This window comes from Diplocloster agilis, assembly GCF_019042275.1.
Classification (GTDB): domain Bacteria; phylum Bacillota; class Clostridia; order Lachnospirales; family Lachnospiraceae; genus Diplocloster; species Diplocloster agilis.
Map to the genome: position 1 here is coordinate 63234 of NZ_JAHQCW010000022.1, position 21170 is coordinate 84403.

Consider the following 21170-nt stretch of genomic DNA (forward strand, 5'->3'; position numbering starts at 1 on the left):
GGCGGCCCCTTGATCCGGCCCGCTTTTTCTTTATTCCATAGGAAAGTGCGCCTATGGAATAAAAGCCCTCCGGGGGATCGCACTGCGGCGGAAAGGAAGAAGCCGCTTACGCGGCCCGCCGCAGGCGGAGAGTTTCGCAAGCGAAACTCTTTTTATATATGGTTTATTATTACAGTCCTTCTCCCTGATGCTGTATCCGGTATTCCGATGGGGACATGGAGGTAATCTGTTTGAACGCCTTGCTAAAGTAGAACTGGTTGGAGTAGCCGCACAGTTCCGCAACCTCCCGCACGGTGAGCTGGGAATGGGCGAAGTAATCACAGGCCTGGCTGATCCGGTAACTGGTCAGATATTCGATAGGGCGCACATCGGAATGTTTTTTGAACAGCCGGCTTAAGTATGCCGGGGTTATGGAGAAGTGGACCGCGATATCGTTTATATTAATGTCCCTTCCGTAATTGTTACGAATATATTCCTTTACTTCCGTGACCAGGGACTCCGGATTGACGGAGGACGCCAGATTGAGGACTCTTTGGCGGAATAGCTGTTCGAACAGCAGGTGAAGAGAGAGCTTTAGTTCCGCGTATGTTTTGGAATTTGACAGATACTCATCGATTTCCAGTTCCCGGCTGCTTAATTGCCTGCCGCCGGTATCGTCGTAGCATACAAGGAGCAGCAGTTTCAGGCAGTTGCCAAGCTGCTTCTGGGTGGTACGTTTGTGATCGCAGTGATCCAGAAAATGATCCAGATGTTCCAACAGGCCGTCCAGATTCTGGGTGTGGATGCAAAAACGGAAGTTTTCCAGCTGCTGGTCCTGCAAAGTGACGGCCGGGTCCTGGGAGTTTTCCAGGAAATCTCTGCTGTGCAGAATGGCAGAATGGGCGAATATCAGCTGGTTGGTCAACTGCGTTTTGGACAGCTTGTATTCAGCGGCAAGATCGTTGACGCTGTATACAGATTTGGAGATACAGATGGTGACGGCATCCGTAAGCTTCATGATCTGTCTTTGCAGCTCCAGCGCCATCATGTCTATTTTTTCCGGAGGAGTTTTATGCAGGAAAAATACCAGGAGCTTTTGATTGTAGGTATTTCCGCCGCAAAGCCGTACGGTCTCCCCTTTTTTTAAGTATTTGTTTACTACAGGACCTTTCAGGATATCTTCCAGCTCGTTTTCGTAGGGCAGCCAGTCCTGGAAAGAGAAGGTGGCGCAGGAATTCAGATTGATCAACATCAACTGACATATGTTATAACTTATGGCGTTCAGGAGATAGCCGGGAATCGGCGTGCCGGAATTCAGCATCCGGTACAGCGCATGCTGGTAGCTGTAATTTTGTTCGGAAATGATCTTTTCTTCCAATGTGTCCAGCACATATCTTAGGTCCTCCACGCTGACCGGTTTCAGCAGATATTCATCCACACCCAGCTGAATGGCCTCTTTCGCGTATTCAAAATCCCTGTAGCCGCTTAAAATAACGGTTTTTATGGAGATGGCTTCTTCTTTCAGCCTTCGGATCAGCTCCAGCCCGGTCTGTATGGGCATTCGGATATCGGTGATCAGAATATCCGGATGAAGAGCCAGAATTTTTTCATAGGCATCCTGGCCGTTCATAGCGGTACCTGCAATCTCTACGTTTTTTTCTGTTTTTTCTATTTTTCTACAGATATCTTTTTGAATTAATACCTGATCCTCTGCGACCAGTACCTTAATCATGCTTAAAAGCTCCTTTCAGTGTGATACGGCATCCCCGGGAGAGATTCTCCACTTTGTAAGAAAACTGTTCCCCAAAATACAGGGATAATCTGGAAAAGGTGTTGTTCAGGCCCAGACCGTTGATCTCCAGTTCCGTGGCCTCCATGGGTTCCTCCGAAATATGGGAGAGGGCGTCCTGACTGAATCCGCCGCCGTTGTCCGTGATTTCTATTTCCCATCCGTCCGGGGCCGCGCGGCAGACCAGGGATAGATGCCAGGGCGGCAGTGTATTTTTGAAGCCGTGCCGGAAACTGTTTTCTGCAAATGGCTGGATGGACAGCCTGGGAATCAGAAGGTCATAAAGCTCCCTTGGAGCGTCGATGATATAGTCAAAGTTTGTGTCATTTGAGATTTTCATAAATTCCAGATAGTTTTTCGTATGCGTCAGTTCCTCAATCAGCGGCACTTCTGTCTTTTTTGAGGTTACATAGCGCATCATGGAGGAGAGGTCCTGGCACATGACGGTGGTCACATCGCTGCCGTACACTTCGCTGGCTGCGCTGATGCTGTTCAGCGCATTATATAGAAAGTGCGGGTCTACCTGTGCCTGCAGCGCCGCCAGATTCGCGTTGCTTTCACGGATCTCCAGTTCGTATATTTCCTGTATGGAAGCCTTTAATTTGACGACCATCTGATTTAAAGAGGTATTCAGGATCTCGAACTCGTTGAAGGTGTCCGACGGCAGGGTCAGTTTGGTGTCTGAATCCAGGCTGAGTTTGTTGACCTGGTAGATCAGCTGGTTCAGCGGCCGGGTAAACTGGGTGATCAGCGTGAAGATAATACCAAGGGTCAGGATCAGGGTGAGCAGTACCGTAATTACCGTGGTGAATATGTAGGTGCGGGTCTGCCTGTGGACCGTTTCGTTGTTGGAAATGAGTACCACAGTAAATCCGGTAGTGTCACTTTGGCGGGCATAGTAAGCGTAATCATAGGAATAATAACGGTTTTCCCCGGCTCTGATCTGAGACTGGATTTTGGCTACGGAATCAACGGGAAGGGTTGTAATGCCGCGGTCGTAGGGATATACCATACGGCCGTCGGAGTCGAAGATCAGAATCTCCTTCTCATCCCGGAAGGTATCCTGGGTACACAGGTCCTTCAGACGCTGGCTTGATACCTGAATCTCCACGATGGTGTCCTGCGTGGTAGCCGCGTCCGCGAAGTTACGCAGGACAGAGAGCACCATGCGCTCATCCAGCGTCCAGGGGCTTTGAGCGGGCGCCCGGTAGATGACCGAATCGGTGTTAAAAGATTCGGCGGCCCGGTCTGTTGAGAGTACCTGATCGACATAATCCATATCATCGTAATAGGTACCGGTGTAATAAAAATAGTTTTTCTCCCGATTATAAAGAATAACGTTGGAGATAATTGGCGAGAACATCATGTTGCCGAGGGCGGTCTGAATGGTCCTTTCCTGCTGGAGCTGCGAGATATACGCCTGAGCAGTTTCGCTCTCCGAAGTGTTCAGATTCAGAACAATGGAACGAAGGGAAGGATTCTTGGTAATGGAAGTAGCTGCAATATTCATCTGCTCGTATAGGGAGTCGATCTGGGTAGAGATGCGTTCCAGGATGATGTCGGAGGATGTCCGTTCGTTTGTGATCGTATTCTGAATGGAGGTTCTGGAGAACAAAAGGGAGACGATCAGGGTTAGTGTCAGAAAAAGAATGCCTACACTTAGAAAAAGTTTTGTCTTAAACGGGATATTTTGTATTTTCAGCCGGCTCATAGCAGTCCCCCTTGTATATGTAAAAAATTCTTTGGTAATAAAGCTTCTTCATTATATCGAATAATGAAAAAAATTGACAGATAAGAAAAAAAGAAAATAGGGGCATATCAACCCAAGGTCAAAAAAATACATAACGAAAGGAAAAAAATCACATTCTTTTTTTGTGGTATTACCGATAAAATGGAGCCATCAAATGAACGGAGGGAAAAATTATGAAATTGAAAACAGTACTTAAACATGCTGCAGCCATAAGCCTTGTGCTGGCTATCGCCATGACGGGGATCGGCTGCGGAAAAGGCAGCGATGCGGCCAGCGCAACCACTGATAATACGGAAAGCGACGCCGGCAGCAATACCGAAACGGCAGATCAGGCTGCACCGGAGAACACGGATGACAAAAAAGGCGGCGTAACCATTACGGTGGGACTGAAAGCTTCTCATGTGGAAATCTCCAATATTAACACCTATAAAGACGCATGGGAAAAAGAAACCGGAAACAAAGTTGACGTACAGGCCATCGATGACGACCAGTTTGATTCCCTGTTACAAACAAAGATGTCAACCAGCGGTATGTGGGATATCTTCATCGGGGATACCGGAACACAGGCGACCTCCTACCAGCATGAGAAGAATCTGGTAGATCTGTCCGCGGAACCGTGGGTAGAGAAACTGACCGACACCGGAAAAGAATTTGTGACACATTCCGACGGAAAAATCTACTGTTTCCCAAATGGCGGCGTCAACTCCTTTGGTATCGTATACAACAAGGATGTGTTTGAGCAGAACAACATCGAAATTCCGAAAACTTTTGAAGAGTTCGACGCGGTATGCGAGCAGCTGAAGAGCGCCGGAATCACGCCTCTGTACGTATCCATGGCGGATGCCTGGACCGTGAACCAGATCATGAACGGTGAGTGGCCGAATATCTTAAGCGCAAACCCGGACTGTCTGGAAAAACTGAACACGAATGAGATCCGCTGGGATTCCCTGCCGGAGTTCAACGAGATGTTTGTACGCCTGAAGAGCTATGTGGATAAGGGATATATCAACTCGGATATGGCTACCGCTAAATATGAGATGGCACAGAAAGCAATCGGAACCGGAGAAGCTGCCATGATGTATATGGGCGACTGGGCTGATCCTGAGTACGCGAAAGTTGCACCGGAAGCGGCGGGCAAGATCGGTATGTTTGCGGCTCCCACCAAAGACGGTAACAGCAAACTGGCCATCGCCGGACCCGGAGGATACTACATATCCAACCAGTGTAAAAATGTGGACGCTGCGAAAGACTTCCTGAACTTCATGGCACAGGAAGATAACATCAAGCTGAACCTTGAGACCAGAGCCTGTACCTCCGTATGGAAAGACATCGAAGCTACCAATCTCAGCAGCACATTGGCCGATACGCAGACCTATGTGGATGCCGGCAATACCGAGATCCACTACAACCAGACCTATGTAATCACACCTTCCGACGATGCTAACAGTGCATTCCTGTCCGTACTTCTGGGCCAGAAGGAGCCTGAAGAGTGCGCCAAGATCTGGAGCGACTCTGTGATTACGGTTGGAAAACAGCTCGGATTCGACGGATTCAAGTAAATCTCACAGACCGGATTGAGAAAGGAGTGTTACAGAATTTCAGCAGGGCTGGATTTTGTGACACCCCTTTTTTATGCGATAGGAAAACAGGCGGGAGTTTTGCTTGCGAAACTCTGGTGACAGAATCCTATTATATAGAAATGGAGGAATAACGTGAAGCGAAATAATGTCAGCAAACTGGAACGAAAATATTATCCGCTCCAATTTGCCGTTCCCGGACTTATCATCTTTACCGTGTTTTATGTCTGCTCTATCGTTGGCGGATTTATCTTTTCGTTCACAGACTGGAGCATTTACAATTTTGAATCCCCCGGGTTCGTGGGCTTAAGCAATTTCAAAGACCTGTTCGCGTCCCAGAGCTTTCTACCTGCGCTGGGACATACCTTCCTGTTTGCGCTGGTAACGACGGTCCTGAAGGTAGGATTGGGACTGGTCTTCGCACTGCTTTTGAACCGGGCGTTCCGGGGAAGGAATTTTTTCCGGGCGGTGATTTTCTTACCCTGCACCATTGGCGCGCTGGTCATCGGTTATGTATTTACCTTTATCCTGCAGCCGGATACCGGAATCTTAAACGAGGCGCTCCGCAGCATCGGGCTTGGCGGCCTGGCCCTTAACTGGCTGGGGGATACCAACATTGTGCTGTATGTGGTGTGCGCGGTGGAATCCTGGATGTGGGTCGGCTTTAACACGGCTATCATCCTGGCAGGGCTGCAGTCCATATCCACGGATGTGTATGAGGCTGCGAGAATCGACGGAGCCAGTGCATGGCAGACGACCAGAGCGATTACGCTGCCGCTGGTCACCCCGTCCATCAACACGACGATTACGCTCTGTGTGATCGGCGGATTTAACATTTTTGATATAGTCATGTCTATGACCAACGGCGGTCCCAACGGGGCCACGCAGGTGATCAGCAAGCTGTCTTATGACGCCATGCGTGTGGGAACGCTGGGCTATGCGTCAGCCATTAACCTGATACAATTCCTGCTGATCGTCATTGTAATTTCGCCGCTGCTGAATTTCCTGAGAAGAAGGGAGCCGGATATCTGATGAATTATAAGACAAAAAAAGCAATGTCACATACCGCGGTTTATATCATCTGCCTGGTGATGACCTTTCTGGTGCTCTTTCCATTCTTCCTGGTAATCCTGACTTCCTTTAAGTCGGTGGAGGAAGCGGCGATTGTGAATCTGACGATGCCGAAGAAGTTCCTGTGGGAAAATTTCTCCTACGTGATCGAGCAGGGAAAACTGCTGCGCGCGTTTAAAAACAGTTTGATTATAACGGGCTGTTCCGTATTGCTGACCGTGCTGGTCTCATCGGTTACCGCCTTTACCCTCACGAGAAGAAGCGACAAACTGAGCGGCCTGTTGTCCAACTACTTCCTGATCGGTATGATCGCGCCGCTTTCCCTGATCCCGGAAGTTATCATTGTGAAGACGCTTGGATTAAGCGGTACCTATCTCTCGATCATCCTGATTCATGTGGCATCCAGGATGCCGCTGAGTATCATGATCTATTCCGGCGTCATCAAAGGTATCCCCAGGTCGCTGGATGAGTCGGCTATGTTAGAAGGCTGTGGTTTCAGCCGTATGTTTTTCCAGGTGATATTCCCACTGTTAAAACCCGCGGTGTTTACGAATATCATTATCGTATTCATGGGCGTCTGGAATGATTTCCAGATCTCCTTGTACTTTGTCACGGATGTGGCTAAGAATACGATACCTCTGAGTATCTACAGTTTCGTGGGCTATATGACGTACAAGTGGAACTATGTCTGCGCCTTCATCGTCTTGTCGATACTTCCGATTCTGATCGTGTACATCTGTGCGCAGAAATATATCGTCGACGGTATGATCGCCGGAGCGGTCAAAAGCTGACTTTGGATCACGGATGTTTCAAAAAAGGGAAATGAAAGGATAAAGGAGACACAAGTATTTATGGATAAATTTATACTGAATATTATACACCGTCCCGAAATGGTGCCGGAGTATGCAGAAAAAGTGACGGGGCATGGAAAGGAGGAAGACCTGGGCCGGGAGACCCTGCTGACGGAATCCCTGGATATATTCCGGACGCAGCAGGAGATCGCCCACAGAAACGGTTTTAAAACGACGATACAGATGACCTACGCGAGTCTCTTTAATGAAGAGGCGGTGTCCCTTGCGAAGGAACACCACGACAAATATGGAGATGAGATATCACTGACCCTGCTGGGACTGCCCTGCGAGGAATTCCGGGAAAAATACAAGACCAAAGATTTCTGCATCTGGATGTTCTCCTTGGAAGATAAGAAAACCATTGTCCGGGATGTGTTCGAAAAATTCCATGACTGCTTCGGGTTTTACCCGGAATCTACCGGTTCCTACTATATGGACGCGGAGCTGACCAACTATATAAAGGCGGAATATCCAACCGTCAAGTGCGCGGTGGCCACCTGCTGGGAAGAAGGACCGAAGGCCTACCACACCTGCAACAATTCCTGGTATACCCTGTTTGACGGCGGTCCCTGGAATCCCTGGATTCCGTCGAAACAGAATACGCATGCGCCGGCGGAAAATGAGGAACAGGATTCCGGTATCGTCGCGATCCCGCATCTGTCCAGAGACCTGATCGCCTGCTTTGACGGCAATGGTTCCAACTTCGGCACCCATCCCCAGAACGTGCTGCGCGGCATGATATACAAGGACGGACAGTATCCGTATCTGTACAACCTGATCGACCAGTACCGTTCCCTGAAAAAGTATAACCGGGGATACGCTTATAACATGATGTTTGTGGGCCCGGGCTGGATGAACAAAATGGGCCGCTGGGAGGCGCCGTATGAGTTACTGCTGAAAAGCTATGAGGACGGGATGGCCTACTATGCGAAACTGCGGGATGAGGGCGGGCTGGAAGCCATGACAATGGCGGAATTCGCGGACTTTTACCGTGCGAATAAGACCTATAGCCAGCCGGAATGCGCACTCTGGAGAGATATTTTGTACGGATCGGAAAAACAGCTGTTCTGGTACGCGGACCCCTATATGCGTACCTGTGTGGACATGAACCAGGGCGGCGCGCTGGTGGATCTGCGGCCCTATGCCGCCAAGATTGACTGGCCGGTGGGAATTGGCACCCGGCATGTGCAGGATGCTTCCTATCCGTTTCTGATCCAGGAGAAATACCGTGCCGGATACTTTACTCATTACGCGGGGGAAGGCACCATCAAGAGCTGCAAGATCGTGTACAAGGGGGAAGAGGTAGATATGTGCCTGTGCAGAACCAAGGCGCATTTCAGCGAGGATGATGATACGCGGATTCTGACCCTGGAACCGGTGGAAATAGAATTTTATGACCTGACGGTCAAGATGCAGACCACATTTTATTTCGTGGAGGGAAGCTCTGAGATCCGAATAAAAAGGGAGATCCTGAAAATGAGCAATCCGGGCGCAGAGGTGGAAATCCAGGAATATTTTACAGGCTGCTACGGCACTACGGAGTATCCCGAGGATATGAGCGATATCATCTTAAGCGTAACGGGCCCCGAAGAGGAGCAGAGTATCCGTTACGCGTATAAATGCCGGGAAGCGGAAGCAGAGCATGCCCAAAAAGCGGAGGTGCTGATTCCGGATATTAACACCAAAGCAAGCGTGGGAGCAAAAGAGGATGTCACCGGTTATATCCGCGAAGGCTACGCATTTTCCCCGATGTATACACTGGGGCTTAAGAAAAGGATGAAAGAAGGGGAGGTGCTGAACTCATGGCTCAAAGTGGAAAAGGCAGATTGAATTACAGATGTCCCTCCTGCTTCATGAGGGACCTGGATATCGATATGTTCTACGATAAGGAGAAAGAGGAATACTATTGTATCCGCTGCCAGTACACGGGAAGTGAAGAGGATGTGCTGGAGAAAAATGAAATGGCGAGATTTCGCTATCGTAGAATGTTAGACCGTATTACAAATTTTGATGATGAATAAACCGGGGGTAAATATGAGAAAAAAATTTAAGAGTATACTTTCAGGCATATTATCCGCTGTGCTGATATTCGGAACGGGAGGAACCGCAGCTGCCTCGGGTACGCAGCAGGCGATGCCCCGCGCTGCCGGCGGAAATATCGTGGTGGATTATAATACGAGCATCGGAAGCGGTACGCCGGAATTATTCGGCGGGGTGGGGACGCCCGCGAAGGATCAGGGGGATGCCTGGACGAAACTGGCCGGCACCATGGGAATCAAGCTGGTCAAGGTAGATGTGGACCTGAATGCACTGTTCCCGGACGATGCGGACACGATGAACACGGAAGCATATGAAAATTACGCGCATGTGGCCGGAAGCATCCTGACCAGCGTACGGGGTTCCGGCATGAAGGCCATGTTGGAGTTTACCAATCTCCCCTCCTGGCTGGACGCGGATGGGAACGGCATGTATGATTCCGGCAAAGCAGAGGACTACAAAAAAATGATTCGTAAGTTCCTGGGCGATGCCAAAGGGGGATACGAAGATATCATCAGCCATGTGGAGATCGCACCGCCCACAGGCCTGTCCGACGCCGATTTTACCGATATGTATTATACGACGGCGCGGGAAGTGCGGGCCGTACTTCCGTCGGTAACCATCGGCGGGTTCGGTTATTCCCTGTCAAATAAAAACGATACGCTGCCCACGAACGTGAAGGCAGCGCTGAGCCACAATAAGGAGGAGGCCGACCAGACGCTTCTTCAGTATGTGTCGGTGAGAGGATACAGCGCGGAACCCACGGACGGGAATTCCAATCAGGATATATTCGGGGAATTCAAGGCCGGCCGCAAGGCGATCCGCAGCGCATTGTCCAACCAGGATATGCCGCTTTATATGACCGGGTGGTCTACGGCCGCCAAGAATGCCGCTGCCGCAGATAGTAAGATCACAGGCACGGACGGTATCAAGTACCATACCAGCGCGTTGTTTAAAGCGATGCGGGACGGGTGGGACGTCGTTCTGTTTGACGGGACGGTTTCCTCCGCGGATCAGGCGGGAAGCTATACTTATACGCTGGATGCGGATAAGAACGCTACCTTGAACCCGTTTGCCAAGGTGTACAACCTGCTGGGCAACAAGCTGGGGTTAAACGCGGGAGATTTTAAGGTGGTATCCACGGATATGGGCAGCAGCTGGCCGGTGGATGATTCCATTGCCATGGTGAATAATCAGAATGAGGCAATCATGCTGCTGACCAACTTTTCTTCCGCCAAGAGTAATGTGGGAATTGAGCTTAAGAATGTGCCCTATGAGGACGGCGCGGTTGAACTGGAGCTGTATGTGGCGTCCGCGGATGACGACGGTTCCAGCCCCCGGCAGACGGTCAGCGCGCAGGTGACCAACGGAATCATATCGGCCGTCATCCCGTCCATTCCCGCCGACTGTGCCATGGGCCTGGTCGTGAAGGGCGGGAACCAGAAGAATCTGCCGGCCCAGACCATGTACGAATTCGAGAGCCAGGACAACCATTTTGGCGGTAACATGGAGATCGGCTGGACCACAGGAGCTTCCTTTAACCGGACAGTCTCAGGTTTCGGAGGAGAAGATAACTTTGTCACGCTGCGCAAGGTGGCCGCGGACGGAGCGGGGACCTATACCGCCCACTTATATGCCGCCAGCGGAAACAGCAATATTATGGTATCCGTAAACGGAAATACGGCTTTCCAGGTTGACGGCTCCGGCGCCTCGCTGACACAGCCTGTGGATTTCGAAGTTACGCTGGAGGCCGGCAGCGGTAATACCATTCAGTTCTATACCACCGGCGGCGAATTAAAACCGGACAAGTTAGTGCTGGAGGCGAAAGATGTCCAGTTATCCATTGGATTGCAGAATCTGTACCAATTGGAAAAGCTGGAGGACGGCAGCTATGTCCTTCCGCTGAAAAAAACAGATTTTACGGTGGATGCCAGGATATTCCCGGAATCCTCTGCCGTGGGCAGACAGATCAGCTTTGAGTCTTCTGACTCCGCGGTGGTTGAGGTAAATGCGGATTCAGGCCTCCTGACCCCGAAAAAGATCGGAAAGTGTACGATCACGGCAAAGATTGCCGGAACTAATCCCGCCGTGACGAATTCTTTTGATGTGACGGTAAAAAATGCGGTTTCATCGGTTACGGTGACTCCGGGCACGCTGAACCTAAAACAGGGAAATACCGCTTCACTGGCGGCGGAGATCTCACCGGCAGATGCGGAGAATAAGAATATTACCTGGACGAGCTCGAATCCGTCGATTGTCAAGATTACGGCTCAGGATAACGTAAGCGCGACCATAGAGGCGGTTGCAGAGAGCGGTACGGCGACAATCACCGCTACCACAGAGGATGGCAAGAAGACCTCGAACTGTACGGTCACCATCGTAAAACCGGTATCGGGCGGAAGCGTCAATGTCGATTATGGTAATACCATATCGACCGGACATCCTGGTATATTCGGCGTTACCCATTATCCCAGCGTCAATAAGAATGACAGCGACGTCGGGGATCATTCTCAGGTATGGCCGATGCTGACAGAGCAGGCGGGAGTGCGGTTTATGAGAGCGGATGCCAGGCTTCAGGAGATCCTCCCGATCTGGACGAAAACACCGGATACCAACTGGCAAAGGCCTTCTTCCTATAATCCGGATCAGCCGGACTATGTAAAATCGGACTATTATTATGTGACGGGACCGGATGGCCAGGCGAGAAAATTCACTTTGGATGGCTACAAGGCGGACATGGAATATTACCAGGAGAATGGGGTATACCTGAACGGCCTCTCTAATCCGGAAAACTGGAATACCGACAGACTGATGAGCTGGGTAGACGCGGCAAACGCGCAGAACTACGAGGTTATGGTCATGACCTTCCAGATACCGGAGTGGCTGTCGGCCGGAGAAGTCGTATCAGGTGATCCGCACACGAAGAAAGTGTGTAACGGGGCGCCTAAAGACTGGGCGGTTTACAGGGATATTGTGAAAAAAGTTTACTTAATGCTGCGGGATAAGATTGATTATTATGAATTCCTGAACGAACCACACTGGTATATCCCTACTCACGGCAATCAGATAGATCCGAACGGTACGGCGTACAGCGGCGGGAATATCGTGAATGATATTGCGGCGGACCAGTTCTACCAGGCGATCGACGCAATCTACGAGGCGGAAGCCGAGCTTACCGGGGATCCCAATGCGAAGCCGAAGGTGAAGCTGGGCGGCGGCGCGGATGACAGCTGGGGCGGTGACTACGGCGTCCTGGGCACGATCCTTTCCGATAAGTTCAGTAACTGGATTGACCGGATCGATTTTATTTCCATACATAAATACGGGGACCGGCCGGCGAACCAGGATGACAGCAACGGCGGCGCCAACAGCCGGAATCTGAAATATTGGCTCAGACAGAAGACCGGAAAGGATATTCCGCTCTTCCTGAATGAATATAATATCAGCACAGGCCAGCCGACGGATGAAACATATGGCTACAAAAGTGTGGGCTGGCATGCCAAGAACCTGATTGACATGATGATCGACGGTTACACGGGAGGCGGTTACTATACCTGTTATCCGGCGGATGTGCCCATGGATGATTACGAGGCCAGCTCAGGATGGATCGAGCGCGGAAAAGGCATGTATACCTGGAATAGCGGCGACCCGTATCTGGCCAATTTCACCAGGACCTGGGGAATGCTCTCGGTAAAACTGGGGCTGGGAGACGGAGATTACGCCGTGAAATCCACGGACATCAACGGTTCTATGTCACAAGCCATCGGAGCGGTAAATATGGCCGGTGACGCGGTGGTATTTATCAATAATTATTCCGCCAAATCCTATGATAATGTGGGCGTTAATATGAAAAATGTCCCTTACGCGGCAGGCAGCCAGGTTACAGCCACCATCTACCGGACGACCTACGACACGGAGCAGACGCCTCTGACTGTGGAGGCGGCTGTCGCAGCGGACGGCTCGGTAACTGTGGAAATTCCTGAGATTACCTCCTGGTCGATTGCAGGGATCGTATTAAGCGGGACACAGGAACAAAAAGAAGACAAGACGTATGAATTCGAATCTTACCTGAACACCTTGAGCGGTACGGCAAAGATCAACAAAGAAAGCAACGCGTCCAATGGCCGCCTGGTTAGCGGAGCTGCCGGGGAGGCAAACAGCGTAACGGTTCCCGTAGGCAAGGAGAGCACGGGAATGACGAAGCTGGAGGTGAACTATGCGGCAAATACCGACAGCACTCTTACTTATATAATAGGGGATCAGTCCAAGACGGTGGCTCTGCCGGCATCACAGACAAAAGCGGAGATCATGGAAACGTTGCAGGCGGGCAAGACTCCGATCCGTTTCTATGTGTCGGAAGGAGAAGCAACTCTGGACAGTGTGGTACGCTATGACATTGATAAGAAAGCGCTGCAGGCTCTGGTGGACCGGCCGTTTACAGAAGACGGGTATACCGATCAATCCTGGGCGGATTACGCGCAGGCCAAGTCGGTGGCTGAGAGCGTCCTCATTAACGACGAAGCAACAGCACAGGAGGTGCAGGATGCTTACGAAGCGCTTTCCAATGCCATTGACAACCTGGTATTGATGGTCAATCTGGAAGAACTGGTGACCGCGATGGAGGGAAAATTGTCCGAAATCGGTGATTATTCGACTGCCAGTTGGACAGCGTTTGCGGTAGCGCTTAAACGGGCGCAAAACGTATTGGCGGATGGCGGGGCTTCTCAGGAAGCGCAGATCGAAGCTTACCGGAATCTGGAAACGGCGGCGGCCGGCCTGGTGGCAGTTTCCCAGGATACAAACAAGAGTCTGATCGAAGGAAAAATGCCTGCCTCCAATACAAGCGTTACCAGACCGGAGAAAGCCACGGATGGCAATACGGATACTTCGGATGAGCATGAAGAATTTACCCAGATGTCCGCAGGGGAGGAGACCGGCGGAAGTGACAATGGCTACAGCAATTGGGAGAATGTATACCTGCAGTATGATTTCGGGGCAGAGTATCTGGTTAGCACGGTAAATGTGTACCGGACCATATATTATAACGGAGGCTATATCCGTTGGAAAAACTGTAAAATCGAGCTGTCCACGGATGCTGATTTCTCAGAAGGAACGGTTACGGTACTGGCTGATGATGAGACGCTTCAGACGGAGGCCGGGCAGACCGCTCCACAGACGATTACACTGAACAACCCGGTAAAAGCCAGGTACATCAGAGTCAGCGGAAGGGGACATCAGGGTTCCTGGGGTGGTTTCAGCAACAAAGTGAATTTCTCCGAGATCCAGGTGACCGGAACCTTCATCCCCACAAAGGATGAACTGAGCACATCGCTTGCGGAGGCGAAGGATCTTAACCCGGATGACTACACAAAAGATACGTGGAATATCCTAACGGCACTGTTCTCCGATATCGAAGATGTGATAGGCAGGGACGACGCCACCCAGGCTGACATCAATACAGCAGCCGCCAACCTGGCGGTCGCCGTGGACGGATTGAGAAGAAAGGCGAATACCAAGGCGTTGAAGGAACAGATACAGAATCTGTCGGATAAGATGGCGCTAGAGAGCTGGAATCTGCTCACCGCAGAACAACAGCAGAAATATAATGATCTGCTGACAAATGCCACGGATCTTTCAAACAATGAGGAAGCCCTTCAGTCCGTTGTGGATGACATGAAGACAAAGGTTGAAAATGCGGTAACTGAGCTTGCGGAGCTGTACAGGCAGGCAGAGGAGGAAGCGGCGAGGGAAGCGCAGCGCAAGGTTCTCTCCGACTATATAAGCGAGGTCGGCGGAACAGATCTCTCCGTATATACACAGGAATCCGCGCAGAGATTCAGTACAGCCCTGCAGGCGGCAAAAGACACGCTGGACGCGGGTACGACGAAAGAGGAATACCGGACGGCCTATGAGAACCTGAAAGCGGCCTATGACGCGCTGGCGAAACCCGAACCGGAAGACCCGGACCGGCAGACAGAATTGGATTCCCTGAGAATCGAGATCGCCGAGGCACAGAACAAAGATCTTATGGGCTATTCCGAAGAGAGCGTGCAGGCATTAAAGAATGCGTTAGTTTTGGTACAAGGCGTGCTGAATGATCCGGCTTCCAGTACGCAAGATCTTATAACTGCACGCGGAAAGCTAAGTGCGGCAGTTGCGGCTCTGATTAAGACAGGGCCGAACCGCAGCGAATATAAGAAAACCATCGCAGATGAGATCGCAGCAGCGGAGGCGAAAGATCTGAAGGGATATACGACCCAGAGCGTACAGGCTTTCCAGGATGCACTGATCTACGCAAAAGCCGTACTGAATAATCAGGAGGCTTCTGAGGCTGATTACAAGGAAGCCCTTGCGAAACTAAAGGATGCGGCGGAAGCGCTTCGAAAAGATGATCCGAAAAACCCGGACAAAGATACGGATAAGAACAATTCGGACAAAGATACAAATCAGAATAAGGATTCAGGCGACGGGAACGCGAATACCGTCAGCGGCGGGGCGAATACCGGGGATTCGGCGCAGCCGGCGGCTTTGGCAGTATTAATGCTGCTCAGCCTGACAGCGGGTATCGTGTTACTTTTAAGAAAGAGAAGGCAGGTTTAGCAGGATTATGAATAGACGGGCTTATGAATTTGCCGTAGCAAAAAACGTGGGAAATTTAACAATTTCCCACGAGATAACGGAAGACGGCGGTATCACCTACATTCAGATTCATGTAGAAAGCGGGGGAAAACAGATTTTCCAGCCTGTGGCGTGTACAGTGACCGTTTCGTCCTGTGAAGTACATGAGATATGGAATCCTAAGATACACCTGATCAAGGCGCTGAACCAGGACTGGTTTGAATATTTAAAAAAGACAAACGGATTTACCGGCGCGCCGGTGCAGGCCCTGATCGGCATGAACAATCAAAACTGCGCGGCGCTTGGCCTGTCCGACACCCTGAATACGTTTGGGTTCCAGGTGGTTCCGGTGGAGGAAACCGGGGAGTACGCGTTTACCGTGGAAATGTTCGGCGAGGAACACACCGCCAGGTCATCATACGATGTAACCCTGCGGCTGGATCAGCGTGAAATCCCGTATTATGACGTCCTGCGGGGAATGGCGCTTTGGTGGGAAGAGGACGGGCGGAACAGGCCGGCTTTTGTCCCAAGACCAGCCAGAGAACCTATGTACTCCACCTGGTACAGTTACCATCAGATGATCGGGGAGGAGGCGCTGCTGACCCAATGCCGTCTCTGCCAAGAACTGGGCTGCAAAGCGATTCTGTTGGACGACGGGTGGCAGACGGATGACAGCAGCCGGGGCTATGCTTACTGCGGGGACTGGGAACCCGCGCCATCCAAGATTCCGGATATGGCGGCTTTTGTAAAAAAAGTCCACAGTCTGGGGATGAAGGTGATTCCCTGGTACTCCCTGCCGTTTATCGGCGAAAAGTCTAAGAATTTCCAAAGGTTTGCGGATATGCTGATCGATCCGGACGCGGACCGGGATTGGCATGTGCTGGACCCCAGATATCCCCAGGTCCGGGAGTTTATCATCTCGCTGTTTGAGAATGCCCTGTTGGACTGGGATGTGGACGGGTTTAAGATGGATTTTGTGGATGAATTCGTTGTTACTCCGTTCAGCGGGAGAGAAACCGATGAGAGAAGAGATACCGTATCCTTCCATGATGCGGCGGACCGGCTGATGACGGATTGCATCGCCAGACTCAAAGAACGGAAACCGGATATATTGCTGGAATTCCGGCAGACTTACAATGGGCCGCTGATGAGAAGCTACGGAAATATTTTCCGTGCGGTGGACTGCCCCTTTGACGCGGTGGAAAATCATGTAAGGGTGACGGATATCAGGCTCCTTTGCGGGGACAGCGCGGTGCATTCGGATATGATCATGTGGCATCCGCAGGATACGGCAGAGAGCGCGGCGCTGCAGATCATCAATATCCTGTTCAGCGTTCCGCAGATCTCCATGCGGCTTAACGAATTGCCGGAGGATCACCGGAGGATGCTCAGATTTTACTGCGGCCTATGGAAAAAATACCGGGATGCGTTTATCGGAGGAACCTTTCAACCGCTGAATCCCATCGCCAGATATAATGTGGTGCAGGGAAGTTTTAAAGAACAGTTTGTGTGCACCTGGCATACCCGTGAGGTGATTCTTATGGAAACTCTGTATGACGACATGGTATTTGTGAATGGGTCGGCTGGAGATAAGCTGTATCTGGAATATAGAGGTGCGGATCAAAGGGAGCGTATGGCAGGGAAGACCGGCGCCGTTGGAGATATTAATCCGAAATACCTGGCGACGGTATATGACTGCTGCGGCGAGGTGAAGCGGGAAGCGGAAATAGAGATCAAACCGGGAGTCCATGTGATCGACGTTACGCCCAGTGGGACGGTTGTGATGACACGTCTATAGGAATCCGTAAAAAGAACGTTAGGTCATGGAAAGTGCATATTAGAAGGAGTATAGGGGATGGTATGCAGGTAATGTAATTGGATAACAAGATGCTGTGATGAGGTAATAAAACTTAAGATAGAGAAAGGCGTCCGTACCCGGAATAAATTTTTGGCAGTTTTCCGTGCGGCGCCTTTTTTTGATAGTCACGGCCTAAACGTGACATATCCTTGAAAATAACTGTTACTACATTTCCCGCTTCAATGTCCGGGGGAGGGGGATTTTTAGATAATTGTTGACAAAACGAACCGTTACTGATATTATAATTCTATTCCTAACTGTAATTAAAGCAATTACAGATTGAAACCAAAAAAATAATACAGATATAAGGATCAGGCATAGCACATAAACACATAAGCTGGCTGTTAAAAAATGTGAAATAAAAGATTCTGGCAGAGAATGAAATGATTTCGGAAGATGTAAGAATGATTTTCGTGATTAAAAGGAATAATTCCAACAGATAAGAGAAATGATTTCAGCGGATAAAAAAATGTCTGCCCGAAAGTTTTTGTCTGACAGTTTTTGCCTGACAGGAAAGATGAGGTGACGGTGAATGGGATTTAATATTAATGTGGGAGTTTCAGCGTTGACGGTATTTTTACAGGGAATCGTGAGTTTTTTCTCCCCCTGTGTTTTGCCATTGGTTCCCCTGTATATAGGGTATCTGGCCGGCGGTACGAAGAGTGTGGATGAAAACGGACGGATATTTTATAAGAAAGGAAAGGTTCTGCTCAATACATTATTCTTCGTGATCGGTATCAGTTTTGCTTTCTTCCTGCTGGGATTCGGCTTTACGGCCGCGGGGCAGTTCTTTTCCGAATACCGGGTGCTGATCGCTCGGGTGGGCGGGGCGCTTATCGTATTGTTCGGACTGTTCCAGCTGGGCCTGTTCGGGGGCCTGGGAATGGAGCGGGAACACCGGCTGCCGATCCGCCTGGACCGGTTTGCCATGAACCCGTTGGTTGCCCTGGTATTGGGATTTACGTTCAGTTTTGCCTGGACGCCCTGTGTCGGGCCGGCTTTGGCCAGCGTGCTGTTGATGGCATCCTCGGCTTCAAGCTCTGCAGCAGCATTTGGATTAATCGGCGTATATACGCTGGGGTTCGTTCTTCCGTTCCTGGCGGTAGGACTGTTCACAGGTACGGTCCTGGACTTCTTCCGAAAACACCAGAAAATTGTGAAGTATACGGTAAAAATTGGCGGAGTTCTGATGATTTTTATAGGAGTCATGATGTTTACCGGATGGATGAATGGGGTTACCGGATATCTTTCTGACAGCAAGATTACGGATACCGCTTCTGCATCGGAAAATGGATCTGCATCGGATCACGCGGATGGCGCGGATAATCCGGATGCGCAGTCAGAGGAGGTGAATTACGCCCCGGACTTTACGCTGACGGATCAATTCGGGGAAGAGCATACGTTGTCGGATTATCGGGGTAAGGTAGTATTTCTGAACTTCTGGGCGACCTGGTGCGGACCCTGCAAGAAAGAGATGCCGGATATCCAGGCTTTGTATGAGGAATCGGGAGGAAACAAAGAGGATCTGATTGTTCTTGGAGTGGCAAATCCGAAAACGGCAGAGAATCCGAGAAATCAGGACGGTACGGTGGAAGAAGTGAGCGCTTTCCTGGAAGAGGGAGGTTACGATTATCCGGTAGTAATGGACACCACAGGGGAGGTGTTTGCGGCTTATGGCATCCAGGCGTTCCCGACCACCTTTATGATCGGCGCAAACGGACAGGTGTTCGGTTATGTGCGTGGGACACTGACCAGAAGTATTATGGACAATATCGTCCAGCAAACGAAGGACGGTGGAGCGTGACAAGTCAGGGTTAGCATTCAATGCCGGAGTGCCGGTGAACATGAGCGAAAGCTCCCCAAATGAGAAGACGGATTCTTATTTGGGGAGCTTCGGTATCTATGCCATAACGGCAAGGTATTGATAAATGAGGATAAAATGGCAGAGGCTTCCGCCCATTACGAACAGATGAAAGATCTCATGGGAGCCGAAATTCTCATGCCGGGAATTGAAAAGCGGCAATTTTAAGGCGTAGATGATTCCGCCCACCGTGTAAATGATACCGCCGGCCAGAAGCCAGCCAAAAGCTGCGGCAGTCAGCGTATGGAAGATCTGGCTAAACGCCAGGACACAAACCCAGCCCATGGCGATATAAATAACGGAGGAGAACCATTTCGGACAGGTGATCCAGCAGGCTTTGACTATCATGCCGGCCAGGGCAATGCCCCATACGAAAGCCAGCATGCCGTATCCGGTCGCTCCTTTTAATACGATGACGCAGATAGGGGTGTAAGTACCGGCGATCAGGACGAAGATCATCATATGATCCATTTTGCGGAGAATGCGGTTCGCCCGGTCGGTAGACAGATCCAGGGAGTGGTAGGTGGCGCTGGCGCCATATAAGAGCACCATACTGATGATAAAGACGGCCAGTGAAAGTTCATGATATGGATTCGGATTCCCGGCTCCCCGGATTAAAAGGGGGATGGCTCCGGCCAGGGCCAGCACCATACCGATAAAATGCGTGATTGCACTGCCGGGCTCTTTTGATTTTCGTATATCTTTTGTTTTTTGTATTTCTTTTGTTCGTTCGGGTAACGCAGTAGCAGTCATTGTGCTCATATAAAAACCTCCTGATAATGAAATGATATCACGACATATAGTTTTAAAAACTACATATGGCATATACTAATACTATACCCATCTTTCAAAAAAATCAATAATTTTTTGTGAAATTTCCGATATTTAACATAGAAGTATCAAGAGATATATGTGAAAGCATAAAAGGATATTCTTTGTGCAGACCTTTCATTTTATATTTCGCGCGCAAAGGGGATCTGAAGTTCCGTGACAAATTCAGATTGATTATTGGTAAGCCCGGAGTCGATCAGGGTGACTTCAACCGAACTGCCTGTAATCCGAAGATTTTCCCTTTCCATATAATCCAGCAGGAGGTTATAAGAGTCATCGGATTTTGCATGGGTTCCAGAAAAACGGATAGTGAGATAGTCCTGTTCCTTTAGAAAGTCCAGTTTTCCTTCATAGCGGTCTTCATCCTCCACAAAGACAAAGATTTCGCAAAAGCGGTCGAATTTCCGGAGCAGCAGATCGGCGGAAGAGATCGATACCCCGACTTTTCCAAGAAACATGGCCGGACTTAACTCATTGAGCCGCTCCAGCTCCCGGATTGGATATTCCAGATCCGTATCCCGGGAAATTTCCCTACGCAGGCTTAAGACCGCCCGCTTTTTCATACGGCGTATTTCAATACGGTTCATGCTGGAACATACGGCATCCTGGATTTGGGTGAGCCGGTTGTCTATTTTCTGGCTGATAATCTGAAGATCGGCGATTTTACGGCAGATATCCTCCTGCTGTCCCCGCAGAAGATCCACCATTGTTTCCGTGTCTTTATTGTCAAAAAAATGAGCGATTTTTTCAATAGGCATATTAAGCGCCCGAAGATACTTAATCGTATTCAGACGCTCAAACTGCCTGGTAGAGTAATAACGGTAACCGGTTTTGCTGTCCGTTTTTTCCGGTTTCAGGATACCGGCCTGGTCATAATAACGGAGCGTCCGGATGTTCATGGAAAATAATTTCGATAGTTCCCCCACGGTGAACAATTCTTTCATAATG

Annotated in this window: 12 protein-coding genes; 8 read left to right on the top strand and 4 right to left on the bottom strand. The window is 50.1% G+C overall.

Annotation, left to right across the window (positions count from 1 at the left end):
* Window positions 1-169: 169 nt before the first annotated feature.
* On the bottom strand, window positions 170-1711 hold the full coding sequence (locus KTH89_RS13655) for a response regulator transcription factor (protein WP_158348033.1): 1542 nt from the start codon (window positions 1709-1711) through the stop codon (window positions 170-172).
* Window positions 1704-3479, bottom strand: coding sequence for a sensor histidine kinase (locus KTH89_RS13660; protein ID WP_238722078.1), 1776 nt, complete (start codon window positions 3477-3479; stop codon window positions 1704-1706). The genes KTH89_RS13655 and KTH89_RS13660 overlap by 8 nt, the downstream gene beginning before the upstream one ends.
* Window positions 3480-3691: 212 nt before the next feature.
* On the opposite strand from KTH89_RS13660, the gene KTH89_RS13665 reads away from it, so the two are divergent.
* The 8 genes from KTH89_RS13665 (at window position 3692) to KTH89_RS13700 (ending at window position 19334) form a co-directional block, all read left to right on the top strand.
* Entirely contained in the window at window positions 3692-5077 is a 1386-nt protein-coding gene (locus tag KTH89_RS13665) for an ABC transporter substrate-binding protein (protein ID WP_238722079.1), read from the top strand.
* A 153-nt stretch (window positions 5078-5230) separates the two neighbouring features.
* Window positions 5231-6127 carry a carbohydrate ABC transporter permease gene (locus KTH89_RS13670; RefSeq protein WP_158348037.1) on the top strand — a complete coding sequence of 299 codons (897 nt, stop codon included), beginning with the start codon at window positions 5231-5233 and terminating at the stop codon, window positions 6125-6127.
* Entirely contained in the window at window positions 6127-6957 is an 831-nt protein-coding gene (locus tag KTH89_RS13675; protein WP_158348039.1) for a carbohydrate ABC transporter permease, read from the top strand. Before KTH89_RS13670 ends, KTH89_RS13675 begins: the two co-directional genes overlap by 1 nt.
* 60 nt (window positions 6958-7017) lie before the next feature.
* Window positions 7018-8847, top strand: a complete 1830-nt coding sequence (locus KTH89_RS13680) for a hypothetical protein (RefSeq protein ID WP_238722080.1) — start codon at window positions 7018-7020, stop codon at window positions 8845-8847.
* Window positions 8820-9038: a hypothetical protein gene (locus tag KTH89_RS13685; protein ID WP_238722081.1), complete on the top strand. Its 219-nt coding sequence runs from the start codon at window positions 8820-8822 to the stop codon at window positions 9036-9038. Before KTH89_RS13680 ends, KTH89_RS13685 begins: the two co-directional genes overlap by 28 nt.
* Window positions 9039-9051: 13 nt before the next feature.
* Entirely contained in the window at window positions 9052-15654 is a 6603-nt protein-coding gene (locus tag KTH89_RS13690) for an Ig-like domain-containing protein (protein ID WP_238722082.1), read from the top strand.
* Between the two features lie 7 nt (window positions 15655-15661).
* A complete protein-coding gene (locus tag KTH89_RS13695; protein ID WP_238722083.1) occupies window positions 15662-17470 on the top strand; it encodes a glycoside hydrolase family 36 protein in 1809 nt (602 codons plus the stop codon).
* Window positions 17471-18062: 592 nt separating this feature from the next.
* A complete protein-coding gene (locus KTH89_RS13700; RefSeq protein ID WP_238722084.1) occupies window positions 18063-19334 on the top strand; it encodes a redoxin domain-containing protein in 1272 nt (423 codons plus the stop codon).
* Between the two features lie 96 nt (window positions 19335-19430).
* Here the strand turns inward: KTH89_RS13700 and trhA are convergent, their stop codons facing one another.
* Both trhA and KTH89_RS13710 read right to left on the bottom strand, forming a co-directional pair.
* Window positions 19431-20144, bottom strand: a complete 714-nt coding sequence (gene trhA / locus KTH89_RS13705) for a PAQR family membrane homeostasis protein TrhA (RefSeq protein WP_238722094.1) — start codon at window positions 20142-20144, stop codon at window positions 19431-19433.
* 200 nt (window positions 20145-20344) lie between these two features.
* Window positions 20345-21166, bottom strand: coding sequence for a MerR family transcriptional regulator (locus KTH89_RS13710; protein ID WP_238722085.1), 822 nt, complete (start codon window positions 21164-21166; stop codon window positions 20345-20347).
* Between the last annotated feature and the right edge of the window lie 4 nt (window positions 21167-21170).

Excerpts from the sequence above, each read along its gene's own strand:
- KTH89_RS13685 (WP_238722081.1), top strand. The coding sequence starts at position 8,820 with ATGGCTCAAAGTGGAAAAGGCAGATTGAATTACAGATGTCCCTCCTGC.
- KTH89_RS13665 (WP_238722079.1), top strand. The coding sequence starts at position 3,692 with ATGAAATTGAAAACAGTACTTAAACATGCTGCAGCCATAAGCCTTGTG.
- KTH89_RS13710 (WP_238722085.1), bottom strand. The coding sequence starts at position 21,166 with ATGAAAGAATTGTTCACCGTGGGGGAACTATCGAAATTATTTTCCATG.
- KTH89_RS13660 (WP_238722078.1), bottom strand. The coding sequence starts at position 3,479 with ATGAGCCGGCTGAAAATACAAAATATCCCGTTTAAGACAAAACTTTTT.
- KTH89_RS13655 (WP_158348033.1), bottom strand. The coding sequence starts at position 1,711 with ATGATTAAGGTACTGGTCGCAGAGGATCAGGTATTAATTCAAAAAGAT.
- KTH89_RS13690 (WP_238722082.1), top strand. The coding sequence starts at position 9,052 with ATGAGAAAAAAATTTAAGAGTATACTTTCAGGCATATTATCCGCTGTG.
- KTH89_RS13695 (WP_238722083.1), top strand. The coding sequence starts at position 15,662 with ATGAATAGACGGGCTTATGAATTTGCCGTAGCAAAAAACGTGGGAAAT.
- trhA (WP_238722094.1), bottom strand. The coding sequence starts at position 20,144 with ATGACTGCTACTGCGTTACCCGAACGAACAAAAGAAATACAAAAAACA.
- KTH89_RS13680 (WP_238722080.1), top strand. The coding sequence starts at position 7,018 with ATGGATAAATTTATACTGAATATTATACACCGTCCCGAAATGGTGCCG.
- KTH89_RS13675 (WP_158348039.1), top strand. The coding sequence starts at position 6,127 with ATGAATTATAAGACAAAAAAAGCAATGTCACATACCGCGGTTTATATC.
- KTH89_RS13700 (WP_238722084.1), top strand. The coding sequence starts at position 18,063 with ATGGGATTTAATATTAATGTGGGAGTTTCAGCGTTGACGGTATTTTTA.